Source organism: Candidatus Brocadiia bacterium, from assembly GCA_041658285.1.
In the GTDB taxonomy this organism is placed as follows: Bacteria; Planctomycetota; MHYJ01; order JACQXL01; family JACQXL01; genus JBBAAP01.
In genome coordinates, this window is sequence record JBBAAP010000001.1 from 243,702 (window position 1) to 269,250 (window position 25,549).

Below are 25,549 nucleotides of genomic sequence, written 5' to 3' on the forward strand. Positions count from 1 at the left end.
AAAAAGGAGAATAAATATGAGTGACAGTGATAAAAGAAGGTCTTTCAGATTCCCAATAAAAGGCGGAAGCGTCCAATATAAGGAAGCAGGCGGATTATTCGCATTCCTTAAAGGGTCATCGGAAAGATATCCAATTATTAATCTCAGCTCCACCGGGTTAAGATTTTTAACTACAGACACCCTGTTAATCGGCGACAAGATGACTTTTGTTATCGGTATCCCAACCCTAGGCGGAGAACCGCTTTCCGCCGACGGACGGGTAACCTGGGTACAACGTTCCAACCGCTATAAAGCCAATGTTATCGGCGTGCAATTCACGGCCATGACCAAGGATTCAATTGCCCGGTTAAAAAACCTGGTTGCTTTTATGGGCAGAAAAATCAGGGTCCGGTCACGGATTAAAGTTCAGTTCAGCGAAGAAATGCGCAAACAACCGACGCTTTGGGAAATCGCCAGGGACTTTGACGTTAAGGTCAACCTGCTTAAAGGTTCGATGACTGACGTAGCTACCTGGCTAGAAATGGAAATCGAAGGCGAGAAGGAAGAGGTTCGGCGGGTTATCAAGCACCTGCAGGAACACGGCGCTAAAATAGCCCCTCTCAAATAGCTTATAAAGGCTATTTCACATAGTAAACACTGATTTGGCAGAATAAAACTGACCTGCCCCAATAAAAAAAGGACAGTCTATGGCTACCTGGGAAGGCTTAAAAAAGTTCGTCTTCCACCGCCGGCGCGAGATGCCGGACGGATTATGGATGCAATGTGACAGTTGTAATAACCTAGTCCACAAAAAAGCGGTGGTCGAAAAAATACAGGTCTGTCCGGAATGCAACTACCATTTCTATATTTCGCCACGTCAAAGGATTGACCTGATTATCGATAAAGGCAGCTTCCAGGAATACTGGACTGACCTGGATTCGGTCGACCCGCTTAATTTCAAAGCGGCTAAAACCTATAAAGATAAATTAGCGGAGGCTCAGAAGCTGACCGGAATGAAAGATGCCATTATCACCGGTAAGGGAACTATAAACGGATTGCCGGCGGTGCTGACGATGACCGACTCGCGTTTCCTAATGGGCAGTATGGGTTCGGTCCTGGGAGAAAAGGTGACCCGCTCGATAGAACTTGCCACCAGTGAAAGACTTCCGGTCATCATCATTTCCGGTTCAGGCGGCGGAGCCCGGATGGAGGAAGGCTGCATTTCCCTGATGCAAATGGCCAAAACATCGGCCGCGCTGGCCCGGCACCACGAAGCCGGGTTGCTCCATATATCCATACTGACCAATCCGACAATGGGCGGCGTAATGGCCAGCTTTGCCGGCCTGGGTGACATCATCATGGCCGAACCCAGGGCTCTGATTGGGTTCACCGGACCGAGAATCATCGCGCAAACAATCAAACAGGAACTTCCGTCCGGATTCCAAACCTCGGAATTTATGCTGGCGCACGGGATGATAGACCGGATTATCGAACGTAAAAACATGAAGTCTGATTTAACCGAGATACTGCAATATTTATCAACTGTAAAGAATTGAGGATGTGATATGCTAACAGAAATACGCTGGCATGCACGGGGAGGACAGGGAACACTGTTAGCCGCCCGAACACTGGCCAGGGTGGCAATCAAGGAAGGTAAGTACGCTCAGGGTATGCCGGAATTCGGCGCCGAAAGGATGGGCGCTCCGGTCAGGGCCTATAACCGCATCTCGGACCAGAAACTGTTCATGTATTTCGCCATTTCCAATCCGGATGTGGTGATTGTCCTGGACCCGACGTTGCTTAGCTTTGTCAACGTCACCGAAGGTCTGCCGAAAAGCGGCATCGTCCTGGTCAATACGGCGCTCAGCCCCGAGGAAATAAAGAAGAAACTGAATCTTAAAGACGGCAAAACAGCCACGATTGACGCCACCGGCATATCAATCGCCACGCTGCGCCGGCCGATGCCCAACACTCCGATGCTCGGCGCCCTGCTCAAATTACTGGAAATCAGGGCGGACGGACTCAAGGATAAGGCGGCCGTTAAAAATACCATCAAGATGGACTCGCTTTTAGCCGACGTTCAGGAAACATTCGCCGGCAAGTTTTCACCCAAAGTAGTTGAAGCCAACATCACCTCGATCAAAAGAGGTTACCAAGAACTAAAAGTACAAATATAAAGGAAATTATATATGAAGCTGATGAAATCAAAAGAACTGCCCCTCGGAAGCGTGATTGTCACCCCGGGTAACTCGGTGGAATACAAAACCGGTTCCTGGCGCAATGCCCGTCCGATACACGACAAGGACAAATGCGCTAACTGCCTGATTTGCTGGGTTTATTGCCCGGAAGGCTGCATCAGAGTCAAGGAAGGGCATATCGACACCATAGACCTGGATTACTGCAAAGGCTGCGGTATCTGCGCCCAGGAATGCCCGCTCAAGGAAAAGGCCATTAAGATGGTCGAAGAGGAGAAATAAGGATGAACATGCTGCTACACGGAATAATCGCCGGCATCCTGACGACCAGCGCTTTCCTGCCGCAGGTTATAAAAAGCTGGTCTTCGCACAAAACCGAAGACCTGTCTTCCGGAATGCTTATTCTCCTGGTCAGCGGCGCCTCATTATGGCTGATTTACGGCATCAGGCTTAAAGACAAACCGATTATTATCGCCAACGGAGCAACCCTGATGCTGGTAATTTCACTGGTAATATTAAAAATAAAATACGGTTAATAGAAAGAAGTTTAATTATGAGAATCGCAGCTTTGACGGGGAATAATGCGATAGCTGAGGCGATGCGCCAGATGAACCCTGACGTAGTGGCCGCATACCCGATTACGCCTCAGACCGAACTGGCCGAAGAATTCGCCGAGTTCGTGGCCAACGGGAAAGTTGATACCGAGTACATCGCGGTGGAAAGCGAACACAGCGCCATGAGCGCCTGCATCGGCGCGTCGGCGGCCGGAGCACGGGTGATGACCGCGACTTCTTCAGCCGGGTTCGCGCTGATGTGGGAAATGCTGCCCATCGCGGCCGGGCTCAGAACACCGATCATCATGACCGTGGTCAACCGGGCTTTTTCGGCCCCGCTCAACATCCACTGCTCACATGACGACACCATGGGCGGCCGTGATACGGGTTGGATACAAATCTACTCCGAAAACGCTCAGGAAGCCTATGATAACCTTATCCAGGCCATGCGCATAGGAGAAGATATGTCGGTCCGCCTGCCGGTAATGGTCTGCATGGACGGATTCATTATCAGCCACGCGGTCGAGCGCGTAGAACTGCTGGAAGACGACCCGGTGCGTAAGTTCGTCGGTCCGTACAAAAAAACCAATCCGCTTATCGATGTTTCCAAGCCGGTTACTTACGGCGCCATCGCCCTGCCGGATTATTATACCGAACATAAGCGGCTCCAGTCCGAAGCCATGCTCAACTCCAAGGATAAAATACTGGAAGTGGCCAAGGAATTCAAAAAGATGTCGGGCCGGGCTTACGGACTATTCGAAACTTATCCGGAAAACCTCAAGGACACCGATATCGCCATCGTGGTCCTGAACTCGGCGGCTGGCGTAACCAGGATGGTAGTCGACGAACTGCGGGCCAAAGGCGTCAAGGCCGGAATGCTCAAACCCAGGATTTACCGTCCGTTCCCCAGCCTTGAAATAAAAGAAGCGCTCAAGAATACCAAGGCGATTGCCGTGCTGGACCGGACCGATTCCTTCGGCGCCGGCGGCAGTCCGACATATACAGAAGTATCATCGGCGCTTTACGGACTGGCCAAACCACCCCTGATGATTAATTACATCTACGGGCTAGGCGGCCGCGACATCGTCCCCACCGACGTTCACAAAGTCTTCAAGCGCCTGGCTGACATAGCCAAAACCAAAAAAATTACCGGCAGGATCAATGATTACCTGACGGTTAGAGAGTAATAGATCTGACTTTTCTTATGAAAGAGGAGTAAACATGGTAACGGTAATGAAAGATAACGAAGTGGAAAAAATCATAGACAAATACAACGGCGATAAGGGCGCCCTTATCCAGATACTGCTGGATATCCAGCAGAAAAAAAGGTGGCTGTCCAAGGAGACCCTATCCCTGGTGAGCAAGAAGCTGGGCGTGCCCCTGACCCGGGTCTATCACGCGGCAACATTCTACAAGGCATTCAGCCTTGAACCGCGCGGACGGCATATGGTTACAGTCTGCCTGGGCACTGCCTGCCACGTTCGCGGCGCCTCAACCCTGCTGGACCGGGTATCCCAGGAAATGGGCATCAACGTCAACGGCACCACCAAAGACCAGAAATTCTCGCTGGCTACGGTCAACTGCATCGGCTGCTGCGCTCTGGGGCCGGTCATGGTCGTGGATGAAAATTATTACAGCAACCCTTCCGGCGCTGAATTATCAAAGATTATTAACAGTTTCGATTAAGGAGTTATTATGGCTAAGCTGAAATCTATCGCTGACCTGGAATCAATCAAGAAGAAAGCCGCGGATAAATTCTCCGGCAAGAAAGTAGTCGCGGTCTGCGCCGGAACGGGATGCCTGGCCTACGGCGGGCACAAGGTATCGGACGCTTTCGCCCAGGAATTCAAGAAGCAGAAACTTGATAGCAAGTTCATCCTTCGGCCCTGCGGATGCCCGGGCATCTGCGAGCTCGGCCCGGTCGTGGTTGTCTATCCGGAAGAAACCTGCTACCTTAAAGTCAAGCTGGAAGACGTCCCGGAAATCATATCCGAAACCCTTCTCAAAGGCAAGGTCATTGACCGGCTGGTCTTCAAGGATGAATCGGGCAAGCTTATTGCCAAGGAATCGGAAATACCGTTCTACAAGCACCAGAATCGGCTGATACTTTCGACTAACACGCGGATTGACCCGACCAGCATCGAAGATTACATCAATATCGGCGGCTATTTCGCCTTGGGCAAGGTGCTTTCGGGCATGGCCCCGGACCAGGTGCTGGATATCATCAAGAAATCATACCTCAGGGGCCGGGGCGGCGGCGGCTTTCCGACCGGGCAAAAATGGGAAACTACCAAGAACGCTCCGGAAAAGACCAAGTACGTGGTTGTTAACGCCGACGAAGGCGACCCAGGCGCTTTTATGAACCGGAGCGTCCTCGAAGGCAACCCCCACTCGGTTCTGGAAGGACTGATTATCGCCGGTTACACCATCGGCGCCAATGAAGGGTTCCTCTACGTCCGGCAGGAATACCCGCTGGCCCTGCAAAACACCCTTAAAGCTATCGCCGACGCCGAGGAATACGGCTTGCTGGGCGATAATATCCTGGGTTCGAAATTCAGCTTCAAGGTCAAGGTCCACCGCGGCGCCGGCGCGTTCGTTTCCGGCGAATCCAGCGCCCTGATGACCGCCATCGAGGGACGGGTCGGCGAGCCCAGGCTCAAATACATCAAGACCGCCATCAGCGGACTCTGGGAAAAACCGACTAATCTTAATAACGTGGAAACATACGCCAATGTCCCGCTCATCATCAACAATGGCGTGGACTGGTTCACTAAAATCGGCATCAAGAACAATTACGGCACCAAGATATTCTCATTGGTCGGCAAGGTCAAGAACACCGGCCTGGTCGAAGTCCCGCTGGGTACTCCCCTACGTAAAATCATCTATGAAATCGGCGGCGGCATCAGGGACGGCAAGAAGTTCAAAGCCGTTCAGACTGGCGGACCGTCCGGCGGCTGCCTGCCTGAAAGCATGCTCGACCTGCCGGTCGACTTCGACGAACTGACCAAGGCCGGCTCGATGATGGGCTCGGGCGGCATGATCGTCATGGACGAAGATTCCTGCATGGTCGATGTGGCCAAATACTTCCTGCAGTTCCTATCCGAGGAATCCTGCGGCAAATGCATCCCCTGCCGAGAAGGCATCGCCCAGATGCTGGATATTCTCAAGCGGATAACTGAGGGTAAAGGCAAGCCCGGCGACATACAGCTCCTGCTGGATATCAGCGATATGCTCGAAGCCGCTCTCTGCGCCCTGGGCACCACCGCGGCCAACCCGGTATTGACGACATTAAAATACTTCCGCAGCGAGTATGAAGAACATATCAACAACAAACATTGCCCGGCCCACGTTTGCAAGGCATTGACCACTTATTACGTCAACCCCCAGAAATGCGCCGGCTGCATGATATGCCTCAAGCAATGCCCGGTCAAAGCAATCAAAGGCGACCGCAAGATGGTCCACGTCATCGACCAGAAGACCTGCACTAAGTGCGGCACCTGCTTTGAGGTCTGTCCGGCCAAGTTCCGGGCGGTAGAAAAGATTTCACCGGTAAGCAAACTCCCAACAACACCAACCGAACCAATACCGGTTACGAAAGGATAGATGAAATGAGCCAGATAAAACTCAAAATCGACGGCAAAGACATCACAATAGAATCGGGCAAAACTTTGCTCGAGGCGGCCTGGGCAGCCGGTATCAAGATACCGACCCTGTGCTACCACGAAAAGCTGTCCCCCTACGGCGCCTGCCGGCTGTGCATGGTGGAAATCACCCAACGCGGCAGGTCCAAAATGGTCGCTTCCTGCGCCTATCCGGTCGAAGAAGGGCTTGAAGTCCAGACCAAATCAGCCAAGGTCATCAAAATCAGGAAACTGCTGATAGAACTGCTCCTGCCTCTGGCCAAGAACAGCATCCAGATAAGGAAGCTGGCCGAAGAATACGGAGTGACCGCCACCAGATTCCCGCGCAAGGTCGACGCCTGCATCCTGTGCGGATTGTGCGTCAGGTATTCATCCGACGTCAAGGATATCAACCAGGTCGGCTTTGCCGGCCGCGGCGTGGAACGCCACATCAACTGGGTGCCCCGGGAAGACGGCGAACCGCTGGCCCATTGCGAAGAATGCGCTACCATCTGCCCGACAGAGGTCTACCGGCTGAAAGAATTATCCAATAAAAAAGAGAATTTCGTATCCGGGCACAGGCTCTGCGCCGGTTGCGGTGCGGCCGTAGTCATGCGCCAAGCCCTGATGTCCATCGATGAACCGGTCGTCATCTCCAACGCCACCGGATGCCTCTACGTAGCCTCAGCAACCTATCCTTACACTTCCTGGGGATGCAACTATATCCACAGCGCCTTTGAGAACGCCTCAGCCACCATCTCAGGCATAATCGGGGCTTATAACGCCCTGAAACGCCGGGGCGACCCACTGGTCAAGGACAAGGAAATCAAATTCGTGGCCATCGGCGGCGACGGCGGCACCTATGACATTGGCCTGCAGTCACTTTCCGGCGCGCTGGAACGCGGCCATAACTTCCTGTATATCTGTTACAATAACGAGGCTTATATGAATACCGGCATCCAGCGCTCGGGCGCAACTCCCCTGGGCGCTTCGACCACCACCACGCCGAGCGGCAGCCAGGGCTACGGCAAGAAGGAATACCCCAAGGACCTGACGGCCATCATAGCCGCCCATAATATTCCCTACGTCGCCCAGACCACTCCGGCCCACCGGGATGATTTGATGGCCAAAGTCAGGAAAGCCATATCAATAAAAGGACCCACTTTCATAAACGTCCTTTCGCCCTGCCATCGCGGCTGGAGGTCCGATATGCCCATGTCGCTCGAAATGCTACGCCTGGCCGTGGACACCTGCTACTGGCCGCTCTATGAAATAGAGAACGGCAACTATAAAATCAACTACAAGCCCAAGGAAAAAACGCCCATAAAGAACCTGCTTAAAGCCGAAGGCCGATTCAAGCACCTGTTCGAACCCAAAGAGCAGACCGAGGTCATAAACCAGTTCCAAACCACGCTGGACCGGGGGTGGGAAAGACTGGTGGCGTTGTCCGCCAAGAAGTAAGAAACCAAAGCCCCAAACGCCCCGTTACCGTGAGGCTTCGGGGCGTTTTTGTTCAGTATAGAAAAGCATACTTCGAATGGATAAAATGCTTTTCTATACTGCCTGTGGGGGTCTGGGGGATTGCAGCCAATCTCCCAGGGGGTAACAGTGGAAGCCCGACCCGCTGGGACGGGCTGAAACGCCATAGGGGTGATAACCCCTATGGAAGAAAATCCCGAGGTATTCCGAAGGAATTTTCTTTATAGCAATTGCTTGTCTTTCCCCATATTTCCCGTATAATTCCGCATCACCCTGGAATATTAAATCAATAGTTTTGTAAGGAGTAAATTATGTACGATTTTATGTCTCAACTACCGCTCCATACCATGCTGGTCGTGGCCATAGCGCTCCTGCCGCTGAGCTTTTTCTTCTCGGCCACGGAAATAGCCATGTTCACCTTCCGAAAAAGCAAGCTGGCCATGCTGGTCAAACAGAACAACAAAGGCGCCCTGCTCATCAACCGGATTATGCAAAAACCGGATAAGCTCCTAAGCACCATCCTGGTGGGCAACAACCTGGTTAATATAGCCATAACCGCGCTGGCCACCACTATCTTCCTGGCCTGGTTCGGCGAAAAAGGCCTGTTCATCTCCATGGCCGTGACCACTTTTGTCCTGATAGAGTTCGGCGAAATCACGCCCAAGGTCCTGTCCAGCCAGTACTGGGAGAAATTCGCCTTTGCCTGCGCCCGGCCGATTTACCTGTTTTCTTTCCTGTTTTACCCGTTCATCCAGATGTTTTCGAGCATAACCCGGGTAGTCACTTACATATTCAACATCAAGATACAATACCGAAAACCCATGATTACCAAAGAGGAAATCAAGCACATCGTTGAATTATCCTCGGAAACCGGGCACCTCGGAAAAGATGAAGTCACCTTTCTGCAGAACGTCCTGAAATTCACCGACCAGGTAATCAGCGACGTAATGGTGCCCCGCGACAAGATAGTCGCCCTGGACGCCAATATAAAGCCCGAAGAAGCCACCAAATTCGTCACCGAGAAGCACTATACCCGCATCCCGATATATGAAGGCAACCTGGATAACATCGTCGGCATCCTGCATACCAAGGACTATTTCAACGTCATCTGCTACCAGAACCTGATTGTCATGGATGACCTGCTGCGCGAGCCGTTCTTTGTTTCCGAAGAAGACAAGATAAGCGACGTCCTGAAAAAGCTGCAAACTAACCGCGTCCACTTGGCGCTAGTCCGCGACAGTCATAATAAAATCACAGGGCTGGTCACCATAGAGAACATTCTGGAAGAAATCGTCGGGGATATAATGGACGAGTACAAGTAGTTTTACTAAATTCAACCACTGAAAGCACTGAAACCACTGAGAATTATGGAGTGTCAATACTTCGGCATCTTATGGCACTCAAACGTAGCGTAATGCTAAAAGCTGATAACACCAAAACTATAAACGTCTAAATCTTTATATAAATTCAGAGCCTTCAGTGTCCTCAGTGGTTTAATGTGGCAGATACTGGTCTATCCCAGCAGGTCTTTGAGCGCGTCGCTCAGCCGGGCCGACTGGTCGGACAGCTCCTTGCACAGGGCTTCCTCCCTTTCAACAATCACCTCCGGCGCGCGCTTGCGGAAATTATCGTCAGCCAGCTTGTTTTTGGATGCAGCCAGCAGTTCGGTCAGCTTCTTGAGCTTGCCCTCTATCCGCTTCTTCTCGGCGGCGATGTCGATGATGCCTTCGAGCGGTATGAATATCTGGATATCGCCGACCACTTCGGTGGCGGACAGTTGCGGTTTGGCCGCATTAATGCCCCACTCCACCTGCTCTATCGCGCCCAGATGCTTTATCAGTGATTCAAACTGCCTGATATCCTTGAGCATCCCGTCGCTGTTAGCCGAGATGACCAGCTTCAGCGGCTTACGCTTGTCGATATCCATCTTGTTGCGGATATCGCGCACACCCCGGACAATGCTCATCAGCTGGCCAAATGTCTTTTCCACCGGCAGGTCGAACAGCCGTTCATCCGGTTTGGGCCAGTCCGCCCGGGCGATTGATTCCACCGGCTCAAATCCAAACCGCTCCCAGAGCTCCTCGGTAATAAAAGGAATATACGGATGAAGCATCCTCAGCAGACTGCTAAACACCTTCCTGAGCACTATGTCCACACCGGCCGGGTCGACTCCGGCCTGCTTGTACAGCCGGGGCTTAGCTATTTCCAGATACCAGTCGCAGAACTCGCTCCAGAAAAAATGATACGCAATATAAGCGGCCTGACTGAATTCATACTTCTCCAGCGCGTTAGTGTAATCGCGGATGGTCGAGTTCAACCGGCTGAGTATCCAGCGGTCTTCGGGCAGATGCGGATAAAAATCAGCTTTATTGTCTGCTGACGGAATGCCCGCCTGACCGGCATAGTCGGGCAGGTTTGAGATAACCAGCCTTGAAGCGTTCCAGAGCTTGGTGCAGAAGTTGCGCCCGGACTCGTAGGTGTTATTGTTCAGGCAGATGTCGCCGCCCAGTGGGATGTTGGCCATAATCCCAAACCTGAGCGCGTCGGCGCTGTATTTACTCATCAAGTCCAGCGGGTCCGGCGAGTTGCCCAGTGTCTTGCTCAGCTTCCGGCCCCGTTCGTCGCGGGCAATGCCGTGGATATAGACGTGGCGGAACGGCACATCGCCCATAAACTCCAGCCCGGCCATTATCATCCGCGATACCCAGAAAAATATTATGTCCTTGCCTGAGTTCAACCAAGCCGTCGGGTAAAAATACTTCAAATCCGGCGTCTTGGCCGGCCAGCCGAATACGGCAAACGGCCACAGCCAGGACGAAAACCAGGTGTCCAGCACGTCCGGGTCCTGCTCCAGCTCGGTCCCGCCGCAGTGCGGGCATTTGGCCGGCGCAGTCCTCGCGGCTATGGGCGGACATTCATTAGAATTTTTGGTTTTATTCTCAATACAATACCATATCGGTATCCGGTGCCCCCACCAGAGTTGCCTGGAGATGCACCAGTCGCGGATATTGGACATCCATTCCATATAGACCTTGGACCAGCGTTCCGGATAGAACTTCACCCGGCCGTCCTGGACGGCCTTGATAGCCGGCTCGGCCAGCGGTTTCATCTTGACAAACCACTGCTTGGAAAGATACGGCTCAATGACCGTATTGCACCGGTAACAATGGCCGACGGCGTGGAGGTGCTTGTCCTTCTTCTCATACAGACCGCCCTGTTCCAGATCGGCAACGATGCGCTTGCGGCATTCGAACCGGTCCAGCCCTTTGTAAAGCCCGGCGTTCTCGTTCATCCGACCGGTCTCGTCAAAAACCTTGATGAACGGCAGGTTATGCCGCCCGGCCAGCTGGAAATCGTTGGGGTCGTGCGCCGGGGTGACCTTGACCGCGCCGGAGCCGAACTCCTGGCTAACCATCGGGTCGGCAATAATAGGTATCCGGCGGTTAACTATAGGCAAAAGCACGGTCTTGCCGACCAGGCCTTTATAACGCTTGTCCGACGGATGCACCGCCACGGCCGTATCGCCCAGTATCGTTTCCGGCCGGGTGGTGGCCACGGTAATGAATTCAGGAGAATCCGCGATGGGATATTTAATCCAATACAGCCCGCCCTCGATATCCTGGTGCTCTACCTCCTCGTCCGAAAGCGCCGTCTGGCAGCGCGGACACCAGTTGATGATATAATCGCCGCGGTAGATTAGGCCCTTCTCGTAAAGCCGGACAAATACCTCAGTCACGGCCGCCGAGTACGGTTCGTCCATGGTAAAGCGCAAGCGTTCCCAGTCGCAGGAACAACCCAGGCGCTTGAGTTGCTGTATGATGGTGCCGCCGAACTTTTCCTTCCACTCCCAGACGCGCTTAAGGAAGCCGTGCCGTCCGATGTCGTGGCGCTTGACGCCCTCCTCGGCCAGCTTCTTCTCCACCATATTCTGGGTGGCGATGCCGGCGTGGTCCGTGCCCGGCACCCAGGCCGTCTCGAAACCCTGCATCCGCTTAAAACGAACTATGATATCCTGAGGCGTCTCGTCCATAACATGGCCCATATGGAGAATGCCGGTGACATTAGGCGGCGGAATGACCACGGAGAACGGCTTCTTCCGGTCCGCAACCTTGGCCCGGCCGATGCCCAGCGCCTCCCACTTGGCCTGGATGCGCGGTTCAACCTCTGATGGTTTATAAATAGACTCCATAGTTAGCCGTTAGCCTCGCAGTGATGCCAAAGGCATCTCGAGAGACTTACGGATAACTATCCCGTGGCCTATATTGGCACGGGGCAATTAGCCGTTAGCCTCGCAGTGGCGCCAAAGGCGCCTCGAGAGACTTACGGATAACTATCCCATGCCAATCAGGCATGGGGTAATTAACCACATAGTACACAGATTATCTCAAGGGTCAAGAAAAATAGCAGCCGCGAAGATGCAAGTGCCTAAAAATACAAGGATTCATTTACATTCGTGGTTTCATAGTTTCGTGCCTTCGTGGTAAAAATCATTTAGTTTATTTTTCTGAATACCCCCCATTATAAAATGCCAGGGTGGGCAGAATGCTGATTATAGGCCTGTGGATTATGACATATAAGACTATCGGGTGTTAGACATAAGGCTATCGGATGTTAGATATAAGGCTATCGGATGTTAGACATAAGGCTATCGGATGTTAAATATAAGGCTATCGGATGTTGGATATAAGGCTATCGGGTGTTGGATATAAGGCTATCGGATGTTGGATATAAGACTATCGGATGTTATATATAAGGCTATCGGATGTTAGATATAAGGCTATCGGGTGTTAGATATAAGGCTATCGGATGTTAGATATAAGGCTATCGGGTGTTAGATATAAGGCTATCGGATTTTAGATATAAGGCTATGGACTATGACATATAGGTGTTATAGATGGGGGTACTAGGGGGGTGGGGGTAGGGTATAGGTACCCCCCTGCCAAATATGCATTATATTAGGATTTGGAATAAAAGGGGGGGGGTGATTTCAGGAAAACTTCGCCCGGAAATGAGCTTAATTACTGCGTTACAGGGGATGAGAAGTGTCCCCAAGACCAATGACGCCATAACCCGTTCCGAGTTCTTGCTCTGGAACCCGCCCGTTCCGGGTCCTCGCCCTGAGGACCAGTCAGGGTCCGTAAGGTCAGGGTTCGTAGAGTGGCGACACTTTCTTTCATTTCCTATTTAGGTTCTATCTCACATAGCCCTTATGGGATGTCCCATAACACTTATGGGATGTCCCACAGCTCTTATGGGATGTCCCACAGCCCTTATGGGATGTCCCACAGCTCTTATGGGATGTCCCACAGCCCTTATGGGATGTCCCATAGCCTTTATGGGATGTCCCATAGCGCTAATCCGCCATAAAATAGGTCATAAAAACCACCCCGCTCTCACAGCGGCGCTCAATCATACCGTCACCGGGTGGCGGCATGCTTATAGCGCCCCTTATCCCGACTACTCGTCGGGAAACCCGCCATTTCCCCTTGTTTTCTGTCCATCGTCTGATGTCTATTGTCCATAGTCTATTACGCATCCCTCTATATATATTATTAGAGCCAGTTGGAGCAGAGCGACTTACTGGCTCTTATCCCGATGAGCAAAGCATCATCGGGGTCTACTATAGCCCTCTATTTATATTAAACGTAAAATCTCGGAAAAAGTGGCGCTACGCGAGCCCCGTTCGCTATGCTCAGGGATAATGTGGCAGCCCGTACGGGTTCTTGTCCCAAGACCCCTCAGGGTCTAGGGATAACTCCCTTTGGTCGAACTGCCACTAATCCTTCGGAACATTTTATTATTGAGAATTTGTGAAGTTTTTTTTTGTAGAAGTATTGACAGGGAATCCCATTCACGATGCTCAAGGATAAGGGACACTAACTCCCTTGGGTCGAAGTGTCCCTAATAGGGTCTGGAAATTTGCAATTGTAGATTGAAATGAACTGCTAATCCGTGTCCAAATTAACAGTAGCTATACCTACCTTTTTACACGTATTCAGGGCATTAATCACTGCCTGCATCGGAACGTTATCATCAGCCTTTATGGTAAATTGCACCCGTAGATTTTTAGACCTATATTCGCCATACATAGATTTTAATTCATCACAAAGCGCATTCCAATCTTTTAGCTCCGTATCATCAATAAATATCCTTGTTTGCAAAGGCTCTTTTTCACTCGCATATTTTAGGTTAATTAATACTAATGTTTTTTTGCCTTCATCATAATCAATAATAGCATTAGGCTTAAATACATCATCCTCATCATCCTCGGTCGCGTTATTTACAACCGGCGGCCTATTAACAATAACCTTCTTAGGCAGATAACAATACAGTCTCCCCTCGAGTTGACCACTCCCAAAAACGAAAGAAAACGAAAAGAAACAACCTATTATGGCAACAACTACCAGAACCGCAAAAAGTATGCCCAGAATAATAATGTAGCTATCACTATTCGGTATCACCGGTATATTTTTACCAAATATTTGATTTCTGGATGTCATTGAATATTTCCTCATCAATCCTCAGAGCCCGGCGGTTTTGTCGCAGCTAATTCTATCTTCCAAATAAGATTTTCCTTGGCAGACCGGAGTATTTTTTTAACCAGTGAGTACGGCGCGCCGGCATCAGCCCTTATCATTATCGAGCTGTTCGAAGGCGTGCCCGGACCGCCGGGCCGGTCATTATCCGCAGCTTTTGACAAGACATCTTCAATTCCCTTTTTATCAATAATCTTACCCTTAATGATTACCTTCCAATGGTCCAGGTTGTGGCAAAGCTTCTTGACTTCTCCGTTTTCAAACATCCAGTCCCGGCATACAGCATTCTCCATACTAATATGAGGTACATAGATCAAAAGATGATCCGGGTCAGGTTCCATATCTTCAGCGCAAGCTGATGCCATTGGCAAATAAATACGCGGCCCGATTTTACAAAAACGTATAGCTACCGAGGCAAGTATAAAAAGAACTATCAATATGATTCCAGAGCACAGCGCAATAATACCGGCCGGTAAATAATACGGCCAAGTCTTCTGGTTATCATTTTTATCAAACACCAATAATCTCATAATACTTCCTGTAATGCCGCACTTTACTTTACCAAGACAATCAATTTCCGGCTGACAGCGCCCAGCTTAAAAACATAGTAATTCAACCTTATCCTTAACAACAGATATAAAAATATATTAAGCATCGATATGGTTAGTCCGATTGTCATAATTATCAATATTTTTTCAAATGAATAACTAAGCTGGTGAGGACTTCCCATTGTGCAGTATAGATTATAAAATATATCAATCATGCCGGATGCCGTGCTGAATGCGCCTATAAGTAATGCCAGTATCCCGGCAAATAGGTATTTATTGGGTTTATTATTGATTCTGAATGTCATTTCCTGCAGGGATAACTCCATGGCATTGACGATAGCATCTTTGCCCTTGTCTTTTTTATCCAAACCATCCAGAACCACCGTCATCAATGGTTTTTCGGATGTTTCACAGAGCTCTAACGCCTCGTCATACTGCCCTTTTGCCATTAACGGCTCCAGTTCCGCAATGGTTTTAATCGGCGCGATATTGCCCACCCGGAACTCAAGGATATCGCTTATGCCATAAATAATAAATGCAAAGCACCATACTATCATTACAAACCCTAAAATACCAGAGGTCTTTACAAGGTTGAAAGGACTTGTATAGTAGTACGGTATAGACTCATATACTTTATAAAGTATGACTACCCCTAAAATATACAAGCCGATGCTTACCGCCCAGATGACAATATGTTTTACCATTTTTATCCTCCATATCACGGAGCTAGGGGAACGCCAGCTATCAGGCGTATCCACCGCCCCTAATAATTTTTGAACTGCTACTATTAACCCGCGTTCCCCGGCTTATCCGCCGGCGTATCGAGTCAGTTTCTATTGTTCTTCCGGCTTGATGGATTTGGACCACTTGACGATGGCGTAGCCCATCACCAGTATGGCCACGATAACCACCACCCACATCAGCACGGCGTTGCGCTCGGACCAGGGCCGTTCCGGCGGCAGGTTCAGGTATCGGGCGTTCTTGGCCTCTTTGCCCAGACTCAACTCGTTCAGCCGGACTGCTCCCATATAAGGCAATAGTTTTTCTATGTCGTAAACAGGCCGGAGGGCCCAGTTGTTGCCGTAATAAATGGTATACCCGGCGCCGGTCTTGCAGTCGAACACTATACGGCGCACCGCCCCAGCCACCTTGACGGAGCCGTCCGGGAATTCCAGCGGACGGTCGTCGTAGTTATAGACCAGCACCTTCAGATAGCGATAACCGTTTTCGCGGTATCCCAGCTTGCCCTGCCGGGTTATCAGCTGGGCGGTGTTGAAATCGTAGATGTAGCCGGAGCCGAGCGAATTCCAGTAGACCTCGGTCTGGGGCGGGGTGCGTTTGTCCTTAGGCGCGGGCGGCACCAATTCGTCGGCGCCTAGCACTTCGACCCGGCGGTGGTAGTTCTCGCCGGTGGGCTTGAGCTCCATCCGGTAATTCGGCTGGCCGATACTGCCCGTATCGACTATCAGCTCGCCGGCCTTAAGAACGCTGTTGGCAGTCCGGCTGATGATTTTGATGTCGGCCAGGTAATATTCCTCGGCATCCTTGCTGAGCTTGCGGTGCACCGTAGCCCGGCTGACGTCGAAGGGGTTGGGCCCCTGCCCCATAATACTGACCTTGATGTAGCGGTAGTCGTTTTCCGGATACTCCATCGCGGTGTAAGCCGACTTGTAATCGTTGGTGGTGAAGTCGAAGATGTAGCAGTCGTTCCGGAGCATATACCAGGTCTGCTGGTCGTTGCTGGCCCGGAGCTCGACCCGGTTCCTGAAGTTCTGCTCCTTGGTCTCTATGCGCAGGCTGTTGTTGCGCCGCTGGGTGATGTCCTGGCCCAGGTCCATCGTAAAGACGGTCTGCTCGGCCGGCACGAAGGAACGGTTGAACATATTGGCTAAAACATCGGTTTCCTGCGCCGACTGGGCGTTAACGAAGACCTTGTAGGGCGTCTCCTGGAACTGGTTATTGATTATCCGCAAATCGGACAGGTCGCTTTTAGCGCCGGCGAATATTTCCCGGTCAACGGTTATGCCGGCATAACCGGCGGCGCCGCCACCCGGGTTTTCGACAGGCTTGCAATACTGCCAGTCCTTGACGTTGAACTCAGCCATCGCCCAGCCGGCAACCAGCATCAGGCATATCAATGATATTTTTTTAAGTGTGGTGTGTTTGAGCATAACTGACTCCTTGTTAATTTTGCAGGCGCTTATAAAACTTCTGGTACAAGAACGACACCCCGACCAGGATAATGCCCAGTATCATAAACGAGGTTATCCGGTATATCGGCTCCAGCCCGGCCATATCGAACAGGAAGACCTTAACGATGGTGACGCCAAACATGACAAAGGACAGCCAGCGGACCAGCGCCGATTTCCGGGCGATGCCGATGACCAACAGCGCCAGCGCGTAAACGGCCCATTCGACCGAAAGAGTCCGAAGCATCATCGATTCGGGCAACACCTTGCCGCAATAGCGGTACCAGGCCACGGTCTCCATAGTCATCATCCAGAATCCCAGGCCGACGCTGAGCACCAGCAAGAGCGGCACCATAACATTGCGTTCGGTCCGGGCCGGGGCGCGCCGCATATATATGTAAGCCGCGCCCAGATATCCAGCCAGGGCTATAAGGAAGGTGATGAATCGCTCGTTGATGATAGCCATGAAGCCGACGGCGTTGACGTTCATCGATTCGTATCCGGCCAGCCGGATGAATACCAGGAATACCAGAATCAGGATGCCGCCGACGCGGGTGGCCCAGGAACCGGTCTGGAAGCCTATCCATACCAGGCCGACGGCCTCAACTACCCAGGCGATGGTTATCCATTTGTGCGACAGCTGGATGGGCACGACCAGGGTCAGGAAGGTCAGGGCGATGCCCAACAGAATCAGCACCAGGTATTTGTCCTCTTTATTACGCATCTGGGCCAGACGGCCCAGGCCCATATAAACCCCGGTCATCAGCAGGGTGAATATGCCCATATAGGCCTCGTAATCTGACCAGAGCAGGCCCAGACTGGCGCCGTAATACAGGAACGGCACAAATATCAGCAAGAACAGGTCGCCGAAGCCGGTCTTCTTGCGATTAACGATATTATAGAAGAATGACAGGAAGGCAAATATCAGGAAGAACAGGGACATGAATAACTCGGTCCGGGGCAGTTTCTCAATATGGTAATGCTGGGCGGCCCAGCCGATGAACAGACCGATGGTGAAGAAAAATGCCAGGTAATCCAGAAACTTCCAGCGCTTGAAATAGGCCGTGGCCAGGATGCCGATGTCAAGAATGGCGATGTAGGAAAACAGGGCAATCTGGTTATCGATGCCGGTGGAAAGCATTATCGGGGTCAGGAATCCGCCGATAAGAGCCAGCACGGCGATGGGCGCGGCCGAATACCGGACCGACAGGATTATGCCTATGAGCGTGACCAGTATCATGAATCCGAAGGCCGGCCTCTGCCCTATCAAGCCGTAGAAGGAGAATGCCGCAAAGACGGACAGGTAAAGTATGGCCAGCCCGCCGCCCATCAATCCGAAGGCCGGCCCGCGGAACTTGCGTAATACCGCGAAGTGGCCGATGGTTATCAGTCCCAACCCGCCGATGATGCCCAGTACCACCCGGCCGGTCTCGCCTATCCATTTATTGTCGAAGGCGTATTTGAGGAAGAACCCGGCGCCGATAATCAGGGCGAAGATGCCTATCCAGTTGGCGTACTTCATTCCGATTTTGGTTTCGATGCTATCGCCGGCCGGCTTGGGCTCGGCTGTAACCGTGGTCGGCTGTGATTCCATAACCTTGGCTACGACCGTTTCCACTTGGGCTTGTTCCGCCGGCTCAGGCGCTTTTTCGATGCCCAGTTGTTTTTCTATCCGGGCCAGGCGCTCGGCCAGCTCGTCAATCCGATGGGACAGGTTTTCATCAAAGGGTTTGTCTGCCATATGCGGGTAATTTATTACCGAATGAGGTAATTGTCAACGAAATATAACCATATTTGACTGGGATTAAACTTATTGTCCCGACGGAATAGTCGGGATAACGTGGCAGATAACTCGCTTCGCTCGAACTGTCACTAACGAGCTTATTTAGCGTCTGCAGAACTGCCGCTGATACCGGCCGAGACGATGAACTTCATCACCTCCGGGCCGTTCTTGTTTATGGGCGTGACCTGGTCTTTGCAGACTATTATCAGGTTGCCGGCGAAGTTATATGCCTGGGGCACATAGACCGCGACGTGGTCCTTAAGGTCCAACCCTGCCTGTCCCGTTGGGCGGGACGCAGACAGGCCCAGCTCGGCCAGGTCGTCACGGGTGATAAAGCCTAATACTCTAACACTTGACTCAGAAGATAAAGATACCAGCACCGGGCGGTCAAACATCTTCTTTTCTCCGGTAAAGGCGCCGGTCAGGTCCTTGATGGATGTATATATCAGTTTTATCAGTGGGATGTGCTTGAAGGCCCTGTCAATCAGGTTCAATATGCTCCCGGCAAAAATGCCCGAAAGCAAATACCCCACCGCCGTGACCAGCAGAATGGTGGCTACAAACCCAACACCGGGCAGAGGGATATGCAAAAGGCCATCAACCCAGTTAAAGACCAGATAGAGCACGTAAACCGTAGCGGCTATCGGGACGATGAACAACAGGCCTTTGATAAAGTAACCGAGCATTTTTTTCATAGGTTTACCTTTACCACAAAGACACTAAGGACACAAAGAATAATTTACCTTCGTGCTCTTTGTGCCTTTGTGGTTAATTATTACTCTTTAAGCGCCGCATGCGCCGCCGCCAGCCGGGCGATAGGCACGCGGTAAGGCGAAGCGCTGACGTAATCCAGTCCGACCTTATGGCAGAAATGGATGGATTGCGGGTCGCCGCCGTGTTCGCCGCATATGCCGATGCGGATGCCCTTACGGGCTTTGCGGCCCTTGGCCGCGGCCATAGCTATCAACTGGCCGACGCCGTCTTCGTCTATGCTGACGAACGGGTCGTAAGGAAGTATTTTATTGGCTACGTAGTATTTGATGAACCGGCCGGCGTCGTCGCGCGAGAAACCGAAGGTCATCTGAGTCAGGTCGTTGGTGCCGAACGAAAAGAACTCGGCCTCGAGCGCGATTTTCTCGGCCGTCAGCGCCGCCCGGGGGATTTCTATCATCGTTCCGACCTTGTAATGGACCCGGATGCACTGCTCTTTCATTACCTGTTCGGCCACGCGGACCGCGATGGCCTTCTGGTCCTTGATTTCGTTGACGTGCCCGACTATGGGAATCATTATTTCGGGCTGGACCTTCTTGCCCTTCTTGGCCACGGCGCAGGCGGCCTCGATAATGGCCCGGACCTGCATCTCGGTTATCTCCGGATAGGTGATGCCCAGCCGGCAGCCACGGTGGCCCATCATAGGGTTGAACTCGGACAGCTCTTCGACGCGCTTGAGCAGTTTTTCCTTGGCCACGATTTCATCAGGTTCGCGGCTGCCTTCGAACTTGATGGTGGTGATTTCAACCATCAATTCCTCGCGCTTGGGCAGGAACTCGTGCAACGGCGGGTCTATCATCCGGATGGTCACCGGATAGCCCTTCATTATGTCAAAGAGCCTGAAGAAATCGTCTCTTTGCAGTGGCAAAAGCTTGTTCAGCGCTTTGCGGCGGAGTTCTTCGGTTTCAGCCAGAATCATTTCCTGGACAATGGGCAGGCGGTCCGGCGCGAAGAACATATGTTCGGTTCGGCACAGGCCGATGCCCATGGCGCCGAATTTTATGGCCATATCGGCGTCGCGCGGGATGTCGGCGTTGGCTTCGACGCCCAGCGTGCGGAACTTGTCGGCCCAGCTCAGGAGCTTGTTGAAATCCTGGAACATCTTTGATTTCTCAGGCGCCAGAGTCCCCTTGACCACCTGCATTATTTCCGAATCGTTGGTCTTGATGTCGCCCAGAAACACCTCGCCGGTCGAGCCGTCAATGGATATGAAATCGCCTTCCTTGACGGTAACGTTGCCGGAAGTAAATCTCTTATGCTTTTCGCTGACCTTGATGACCGAACAACCAACCACGCAGGGCTTGCCCATCTGGCGGCCGACCACGGCGGCGTGCGAGGTCATTCCGCCGGTGGCGGTCAGAACGCCCCTGGCCTTTATCATGCCCTCGACGTCGTCCGGCGACGTCTCCATCCTGACCAGCACCACCCGCTCGCCTTTCTGCGCCTGGTGCACGGCGTCAACGGCGTTGAACACTGCCTTGCCGGAAGCCGCGCCGGGTGAGGCGTTAAGCCCTTTGGCGATGACCTTGGCCTTTTTCCTTGCTTCCAAATCGAATATCGGATGCAAGACCTGGTTAATCTGGTCCGGTTCTATCCTTAAAACGGCTTCTTTAATACTTATCAATTTTTCCTCGACCATATCCACGGCGATGCGCATGGCGGCGTAGCCGGTACGCTTGCCGTTCCTGGTCTGGAGCATATAGAGCTTGCCTTTTTCGATGGTGAATTCAAAATCCTGGATGTCACGGTAGTGTTTTTCCAGGCGGTCGGTGATACCGCGCAGTTGCTTGAAGGCCTCGGGCATTTCGTCAGCCAGCTTGGTAATCGGCTGGGGCGTACGGATGCCGGCCACCACGTCCTCGCCCTGGGCGTTGGTCAGGTATTCGCCGTAGAACTTTTTCTCTCCGTTAGCCGGATTGCGGGTGAAACCAACGCCGGTGGCGCTGGTCATGCCCAAATTGCCGAAAACCATGGTCTGGATATTTACGGCCGTGCCGATTTCTTCGGGTATCTTGTACATAGCCCGGTAGGCGTTGGCCCGGGGATTGCGCCAGGAACGGAATACGGCGTCGCGGGCCATCGACAGCTGGACCAGCGGGTCCTGCGGGAACGGCTTGCCTGAGCGCTCCAGTATCAGTTTCTTAAGCTTGGCAACCTTATCTTTATTGCTGCCTTCGGACATACCCAGGTTCTTGGCGTATTCGATTTCTAAAACCACCTCACCGAACATCATCAGCAGGCGGCGGTAGCAGTCATAGGCAAAATCGGGGTTATTGGTCAGCTTGGCCAGCCCTTCGACGGTCTGGTCGTTCATGCCGACGTTAAGGATGGTGTCCATCATACCGGGCATGGAAAACTTGGCGCCAGAACGGACCGAAACCAGCAGCGGATTGACCGGGTCGCTGAACTTCTTGCCGGTGGCCGATTCGAGCATCTGGATATATTTAATGTATGTCTTTTCCAGGGCCGGCGGGAATTTCTGGCCGCTTTCATAATACAAGCGGCAAACTGCGGTGGATATGGTGAATCCCGGAGGAATCGGCACGCCCAACCGGGACATCTCGGCTAGGTTAGCGCCCTTGCCGCCCAGGATGTCTTTCATCGCACCCTTGCCTTCGGTCTTCTTACCGCCGAAGAAATACAAATACTTTTTACTGTCAACCATTTTTTTCTCCTATAGTCTTATTATAAAGTACACAATTAATGCTTATTCGCCTTCTTTCGTGGTTGCATTTTTAGTTGGCGGCGGGAACAAGCGGTCCTCGTCCTCCTGGGGCATTTCCAGTATGCCGGCCAGGGTGAAATCAACCCGCCAGGCCAGCGCCTTGGTCTCAGCCGATGCCGGCTCATACACGAAAGTAAATGTCTTGGAATATTCCGGATATTTCCAATGCCGCAGAACTACTTTGGCTTTCTGAACGTCTAGTCCAGTCCGACTGTCCTTTTCGTTATAATAATCGATTGATTGCGTTTCCCAGTTTATCATCAAACTCCGGATAAGCACTCCGAAAATGGTCCATTTCATCATCATGTTGAAATCGCCGTATTTATAGCGGCTGCGGGTATTTTCCGACATACAGTAATAAGCCGTGCCGTAGTCTTCCTTTTCCAGGGCATCACGGAATATCTGCAGGTTCTTTTCCGGCGTCTCAATCGGGGCAATCGGCGGCCGGGGCGGGCAGGAAGCGCCCGGCAGCATAATAAGAAACACCGCGACCAATAATATTATTTGGTAAATTTTCATAATTAACTGGCTGATTGTATAGCCATTAAGCCTGATGTCAAGAGAAATCAATAGGTTTAACTAATAAAGCTATTTATATTCAAATGGTTATTTAGATAAAGTCCGCATCGCACGGGTCAGGTATTTTAAGAGGTCCGAGGCTATCAACGAGTGCTGGCCGAGGTCTTTGGCGGCCAGGTCTCCAGCCTTGCCATGCAGGTAGACAGCCAGCTGGGTAGCCTGGAAATCGGGCAGCTTCTGGCCAAGTAAACCGGCGATGATTCCGGTCAGGACATCGCCCGAACCGGCCGTAGCCATGCCCGGGTTGCCGGTATCATTAATGTAAATACGCTTGCCGTCGGTGACTATGGTCTGATAGCCCTTGAGGGCTATGATAATGCGGTGTTTCTTAGCGGTTTCTACGGATACTTTTTGGCGGTTGTGCTGGACATAAGCGCCGGACTTATTAATCAGACGGGCCATTTCGCCGGCGTGCGGAGTTAGAATAATGGAATTAGCTATGGACTTGACCATCCTGGGAATATATTCAGCATCGGATATGGCGTTAAGACCGTCGGCGTCAATCACTACTGGTTTCCGGCAGGCCAGCAGGAAATCCTGAACCAGCTTGATGGTCTCGTTGTTGCGCGATATGCCCGGACCGACCACGACAACATCAATATCCCTAGCCAGAGAAACCAGGCGCTCTTTGGCTTTATAAGCAAAGGTGCCGTCGTAGGTCTCGGGCATCGGAAAGGTAATAACCTCGGTCAGTTTGGAAGCCAGGATAGGCTGCTGTGATTTAGGCACGGCCAGGTAGACCAGCCCGGCGCCGGACCTCAAAGCACCCATAGAACAGAGGTAGGCCGCGCCGGACATACCGGTAGAACCGGCCACCATCAGTATCTTGCCGTTATCGCCCTTATGGCAGTCGGGCCGACGGCAAGGCATTTCGGGTAATGTATCTATCAGTTTCATATTTTTTATTATACGTATTCTATATTTTGCATTTGGAAAATCAACTTTTTATTGACATTAATGCAAATATGCTATAAATGGGAACTTAAATTATGGCAATGAAACTTCCAGGTAAAAGCCGTATATCAGCGGCCGCTCATAAGGCGCCAGAGGTAAAAAAGGCACCGGAGCCCGCGGCACCGCCCTCACCGTCCGCCTATCCGATGAAGACGGCCATAACCTTCGGCGTGCTCCATGTAATATTCGCTTTATCTGTCACCGTCTGGAACTTTAACCTGAGCATTTTGCAACCCAACAGCGCCGATTGGATTATCAGATTACTGGAAATCCCGGGCGCCCTGTTTGTCAGCCTGATCGGACAGGCCGATAATGTCAACTCATTCCTGCCCTATCTTATTGTTTACCTCATCAATACACTTATCTATGCTGCCATAGGCTATGGCGTCGGCATCCTTATAATAAAATATAAGATAGACGAGGAATTAAAAACCATCCTCCATCTGGAGGAAGAAGCATATCAATAGTTCCGGATTGCATCCGCTGATAATATTTTTACTGAAAGGAGAATTTATATGTTCAAAAGATTAACCATAGCAACCGTAATAGCCGTACTCATCGGAGGATTTTATATGAATATCCACAGCGAAGAAAACGATAACGCTAATATCAAAACAACAACACCGGTTCTTAAAGTATCCATAGAAATTCCCAAGAGTATGGTCAATCTGGGCGAAAATGTTGACATAAACTTTACTTTGGCCAACCTTTCCCAGCAAAAGACCGATGTTATCAAGCCGATATTGGATGTTGACTCGGTTTCGTTCGAACTATCCCATACGCCGGACCAGGGTAAACCGTACAGCTTCACTTATACCATTATAAATCCTTCTGTTTACGAGCATTCCCGCGATAAGATGGAAAAAATAACTCTGGATAAGTTCGGGCTGCCCGGCAGCACAAATAAGATAACATTTTCCATTCCGGCCATAAAACAGGGGCGATGGACAGCCAAAGCTTTTTATAAAGGCGGGCCTAACACTGTCAACTCAGAGGTAGCCTCATTCGCATCCCTGCCGCCGGCCCAGGATGCGGCCAAGGCCGGTATGAAATCAAACAACAACGAAGTGACCGCTACTATCGAAACCAACAAAGGCAATATGACCCTTCGTTTCTTCCCTGAGGACGCGCCGAACCATGTAATAAATTTCATCCAACTGGCCAGGAAGGGCTTCTATAATAACCTGATTTTCCACCGGGTCATCAAGGATTTTATGATTCAGGGCGGCTGTCCGGAAAAAACCGGCCGGGGCGGTCCGGGATATAATGTAAAAGGCGAATTTAACCAGCGTCAGCATCTCAAGGGAACGCTTTCAATGGCCAGAAGTAAGAGCAACGACAGCGGCGGCAGTCAGTTTTTCATCTGTCTGGAAGCAAGACCTGACTTGGATAGAAATTACACCGTATTCGGCGAGATACTGGAAGGCATCAACGTGCTGGAAACCATCGGAAATGCCCCGACCAGCGGATCACAGGGTAAAACGCCAGACCGGCCGCTGGAAGATATGGTAATCAAGAATGTTACCGTCCAGACCAGGCCGGTGGTTGAACCAGCGCCATCCGGCAAATAAACAGGTCCCTCTCTTTGCGCCTGCTTGTATAATAAACTCTGCGGCAGTCTGGGAATTTTTCTTGAC

At 51.5% G+C, this 25,549-nt stretch carries 22 protein-coding genes; 12 read left to right on the forward strand and 10 right to left on the reverse strand.

Going from position 1 to position 25,549, the window contains the following annotated elements:
* Window positions 1-16 precede the first annotated feature (16 nt).
* The 10 genes from WC980_01040 (at window position 17) to WC980_01085 (ending at window position 9,149) form a co-directional block, all read left to right on the forward strand.
* Window positions 17-607, forward strand: a complete 591-nt coding sequence (locus tag WC980_01040) for a PilZ domain-containing protein (GenBank protein MFA5793644.1) — start codon at window positions 17-19, stop codon at window positions 605-607.
* A 79-nt stretch (window positions 608-686) separates the two neighbouring features.
* The gene (accD, locus tag WC980_01045; protein ID MFA5793645.1) at window positions 687-1,535 is read left to right on the forward strand and encodes an acetyl-CoA carboxylase, carboxyltransferase subunit beta; all 849 of its coding nucleotides are present in this window, start codon (window positions 687-689) and stop codon (window positions 1,533-1,535) included.
* Between the two features lie 9 nt (window positions 1,536-1,544).
* A complete protein-coding gene (locus WC980_01050) occupies window positions 1,545-2,156 on the forward strand; it encodes a 2-oxoacid:acceptor oxidoreductase family protein (protein ID MFA5793646.1) in 612 nt (203 codons plus the stop codon).
* A gap of 12 nt (window positions 2,157-2,168) precedes the next feature.
* Window positions 2,169-2,456: a 4Fe-4S binding protein gene (locus WC980_01055; GenBank protein ID MFA5793647.1), complete on the forward strand. Its 288-nt coding sequence runs from the start codon at window positions 2,169-2,171 to the stop codon at window positions 2,454-2,456.
* Between the two features lie 2 nt (window positions 2,457-2,458).
* The gene (locus WC980_01060) at window positions 2,459-2,710 is read left to right on the forward strand and encodes a SemiSWEET transporter (protein ID MFA5793648.1); all 252 of its coding nucleotides are present in this window, start codon (window positions 2,459-2,461) and stop codon (window positions 2,708-2,710) included.
* A gap of 17 nt (window positions 2,711-2,727) precedes the next feature.
* On the forward strand, window positions 2,728-3,915 hold the full coding sequence (porA, locus tag WC980_01065) for a pyruvate ferredoxin oxidoreductase (GenBank protein MFA5793649.1): 1,188 nt from the start codon (window positions 2,728-2,730) through the stop codon (window positions 3,913-3,915).
* Window positions 3,916-3,949: 34 nt separating this feature from the next.
* Complete coding sequence (locus tag WC980_01070; protein MFA5793650.1) at window positions 3,950-4,414, forward strand: NAD(P)H-dependent oxidoreductase subunit E; 465 nt, start codon at window positions 3,950-3,952, stop codon at window positions 4,412-4,414.
* Between the two features lie 9 nt (window positions 4,415-4,423).
* Window positions 4,424-6,331 (forward strand): NADH-quinone oxidoreductase subunit NuoF, encoded by a 1,908-nt coding sequence (locus WC980_01075; GenBank protein ID MFA5793651.1) that lies wholly within the window; start codon window positions 4,424-4,426, stop codon window positions 6,329-6,331.
* A gap of 5 nt (window positions 6,332-6,336) precedes the next feature.
* Window positions 6,337-7,809 (forward strand): 2Fe-2S iron-sulfur cluster-binding protein, encoded by a 1,473-nt coding sequence (locus WC980_01080; GenBank protein ID MFA5793652.1) that lies wholly within the window; start codon window positions 6,337-6,339, stop codon window positions 7,807-7,809.
* 329 nt (window positions 7,810-8,138) lie between these two features.
* A complete protein-coding gene (locus WC980_01085; protein MFA5793653.1) occupies window positions 8,139-9,149 on the forward strand; it encodes a hemolysin family protein in 1,011 nt (336 codons plus the stop codon).
* Window positions 9,150-9,340: 191 nt separating this feature from the next.
* Here the strand turns inward: WC980_01085 and WC980_01090 are convergent, their stop codons facing one another.
* The 10 genes from WC980_01090 to WC980_01135 all read right to left on the reverse strand — a co-directional run bounded on the left by WC980_01090 (window position 9,341) and on the right by WC980_01135 (window position 23,855).
* Complete coding sequence (locus WC980_01090; protein MFA5793654.1) at window positions 9,341-12,016, reverse strand: valine--tRNA ligase; 2,676 nt, start codon at window positions 12,014-12,016, stop codon at window positions 9,341-9,343.
* A 1,756-nt stretch (window positions 12,017-13,772) separates the two neighbouring features.
* Entirely contained in the window at window positions 13,773-14,327 is a 555-nt protein-coding gene (locus WC980_01095; GenBank protein MFA5793655.1) for a biopolymer transporter ExbD, read from the reverse strand.
* Window positions 14,328-14,341: 14 nt separating this feature from the next.
* Window positions 14,342-14,656: a hypothetical protein gene (locus WC980_01100; protein MFA5793656.1), complete on the reverse strand. Its 315-nt coding sequence runs from the start codon at window positions 14,654-14,656 to the stop codon at window positions 14,342-14,344.
* A 260-nt stretch (window positions 14,657-14,916) separates the two neighbouring features.
* Entirely contained in the window at window positions 14,917-15,615 is a 699-nt protein-coding gene (locus WC980_01105; protein ID MFA5793657.1) for a MotA/TolQ/ExbB proton channel family protein, read from the reverse strand.
* A 129-nt stretch (window positions 15,616-15,744) separates the two neighbouring features.
* Window positions 15,745-17,082, reverse strand: a complete 1,338-nt coding sequence (locus WC980_01110; protein ID MFA5793658.1) for a DUF3999 family protein — start codon at window positions 17,080-17,082, stop codon at window positions 15,745-15,747.
* A 13-nt stretch (window positions 17,083-17,095) separates the two neighbouring features.
* The gene (locus WC980_01115; GenBank protein MFA5793659.1) at window positions 17,096-18,841 is read right to left on the reverse strand and encodes a DUF2339 domain-containing protein; all 1,746 of its coding nucleotides are present in this window, start codon (window positions 18,839-18,841) and stop codon (window positions 17,096-17,098) included.
* Between the two features lie 140 nt (window positions 18,842-18,981).
* On the reverse strand, window positions 18,982-19,578 hold the full coding sequence (locus WC980_01120) for a DUF502 domain-containing protein (protein MFA5793660.1): 597 nt from the start codon (window positions 19,576-19,578) through the stop codon (window positions 18,982-18,984).
* An 80-nt stretch (window positions 19,579-19,658) separates the two neighbouring features.
* Window positions 19,659-22,319 carry a pyruvate, phosphate dikinase gene (ppdK, locus tag WC980_01125; GenBank protein MFA5793661.1) on the reverse strand — a complete coding sequence of 887 codons (2,661 nt, stop codon included), beginning with the start codon at window positions 22,317-22,319 and terminating at the stop codon, window positions 19,659-19,661.
* Window positions 22,320-22,361: 42 nt separating this feature from the next.
* Window positions 22,362-22,898 carry a hypothetical protein gene (locus WC980_01130; GenBank protein MFA5793662.1) on the reverse strand — a complete coding sequence of 179 codons (537 nt, stop codon included), beginning with the start codon at window positions 22,896-22,898 and terminating at the stop codon, window positions 22,362-22,364.
* An 87-nt stretch (window positions 22,899-22,985) separates the two neighbouring features.
* Window positions 22,986-23,855 (reverse strand): NAD(P)H-hydrate dehydratase, encoded by an 870-nt coding sequence (locus WC980_01135; protein ID MFA5793663.1) that lies wholly within the window; start codon window positions 23,853-23,855, stop codon window positions 22,986-22,988.
* Window positions 23,856-23,947: 92 nt separating this feature from the next.
* Between WC980_01135 and WC980_01140 the strand changes: the two genes are divergently transcribed.
* Window positions 23,948-24,379: a hypothetical protein gene (locus WC980_01140; protein ID MFA5793664.1), complete on the forward strand. Its 432-nt coding sequence runs from the start codon at window positions 23,948-23,950 to the stop codon at window positions 24,377-24,379.
* 48 nt (window positions 24,380-24,427) lie between these two features.
* Window positions 24,428-25,483, forward strand: coding sequence for a peptidylprolyl isomerase (locus WC980_01145; GenBank protein MFA5793665.1), 1,056 nt, complete (start codon window positions 24,428-24,430; stop codon window positions 25,481-25,483).
* Window positions 25,484-25,549 lie beyond the last annotated feature (66 nt).

Bases quoted from the DNA above. Each gene is read 5' to 3' on its own strand.
- WC980_01040 (MFA5793644.1), top strand. From the start codon at position 17: ATGAGTGACAGTGATAAAAGAAGGTCTTTCAGATTCCCAATAAAAGGC.
- accD (MFA5793645.1), top strand. From the start codon at position 687: ATGGCTACCTGGGAAGGCTTAAAAAAGTTCGTCTTCCACCGCCGGCGC.
- WC980_01050 (MFA5793646.1), top strand. From the start codon at position 1,545: ATGCTAACAGAAATACGCTGGCATGCACGGGGAGGACAGGGAACACTG.
- WC980_01055 (MFA5793647.1), top strand. From the start codon at position 2,169: ATGAAGCTGATGAAATCAAAAGAACTGCCCCTCGGAAGCGTGATTGTC.
- WC980_01060 (MFA5793648.1), top strand. From the start codon at position 2,459: ATGAACATGCTGCTACACGGAATAATCGCCGGCATCCTGACGACCAGC.
- porA (MFA5793649.1), top strand. From the start codon at position 2,728: ATGAGAATCGCAGCTTTGACGGGGAATAATGCGATAGCTGAGGCGATG.
- WC980_01070 (MFA5793650.1), top strand. From the start codon at position 3,950: ATGGTAACGGTAATGAAAGATAACGAAGTGGAAAAAATCATAGACAAA.
- WC980_01075 (MFA5793651.1), top strand. From the start codon at position 4,424: ATGGCTAAGCTGAAATCTATCGCTGACCTGGAATCAATCAAGAAGAAA.
- WC980_01080 (MFA5793652.1), top strand. From the start codon at position 6,337: ATGAGCCAGATAAAACTCAAAATCGACGGCAAAGACATCACAATAGAA.
- WC980_01085 (MFA5793653.1), top strand. From the start codon at position 8,139: ATGTACGATTTTATGTCTCAACTACCGCTCCATACCATGCTGGTCGTG.
- WC980_01090 (MFA5793654.1), bottom strand. From the start codon at position 12,016: ATGGAGTCTATTTATAAACCATCAGAGGTTGAACCGCGCATCCAGGCC.
- WC980_01095 (MFA5793655.1), bottom strand. From the start codon at position 14,327: ATGACATCCAGAAATCAAATATTTGGTAAAAATATACCGGTGATACCG.
- WC980_01100 (MFA5793656.1), bottom strand. From the start codon at position 14,656: ATGGAGAATGCTGTATGCCGGGACTGGATGTTTGAAAACGGAGAAGTC.
- WC980_01105 (MFA5793657.1), bottom strand. From the start codon at position 15,615: ATGGTAAAACATATTGTCATCTGGGCGGTAAGCATCGGCTTGTATATT.
- WC980_01110 (MFA5793658.1), bottom strand. From the start codon at position 17,082: ATGCTCAAACACACCACACTTAAAAAAATATCATTGATATGCCTGATG.
- WC980_01115 (MFA5793659.1), bottom strand. From the start codon at position 18,841: ATGGCAGACAAACCCTTTGATGAAAACCTGTCCCATCGGATTGACGAG.
- WC980_01120 (MFA5793660.1), bottom strand. From the start codon at position 19,578: ATGAAAAAAATGCTCGGTTACTTTATCAAAGGCCTGTTGTTCATCGTC.
- ppdK (MFA5793661.1), bottom strand. From the start codon at position 22,319: ATGGTTGACAGTAAAAAGTATTTGTATTTCTTCGGCGGTAAGAAGACC.
- WC980_01130 (MFA5793662.1), bottom strand. From the start codon at position 22,898: ATGAAAATTTACCAAATAATATTATTGGTCGCGGTGTTTCTTATTATG.
- WC980_01135 (MFA5793663.1), bottom strand. From the start codon at position 23,855: ATGAAACTGATAGATACATTACCCGAAATGCCTTGCCGTCGGCCCGAC.
- WC980_01140 (MFA5793664.1), top strand. From the start codon at position 23,948: ATGGCAATGAAACTTCCAGGTAAAAGCCGTATATCAGCGGCCGCTCAT.
- WC980_01145 (MFA5793665.1), top strand. From the start codon at position 24,428: ATGTTCAAAAGATTAACCATAGCAACCGTAATAGCCGTACTCATCGGA.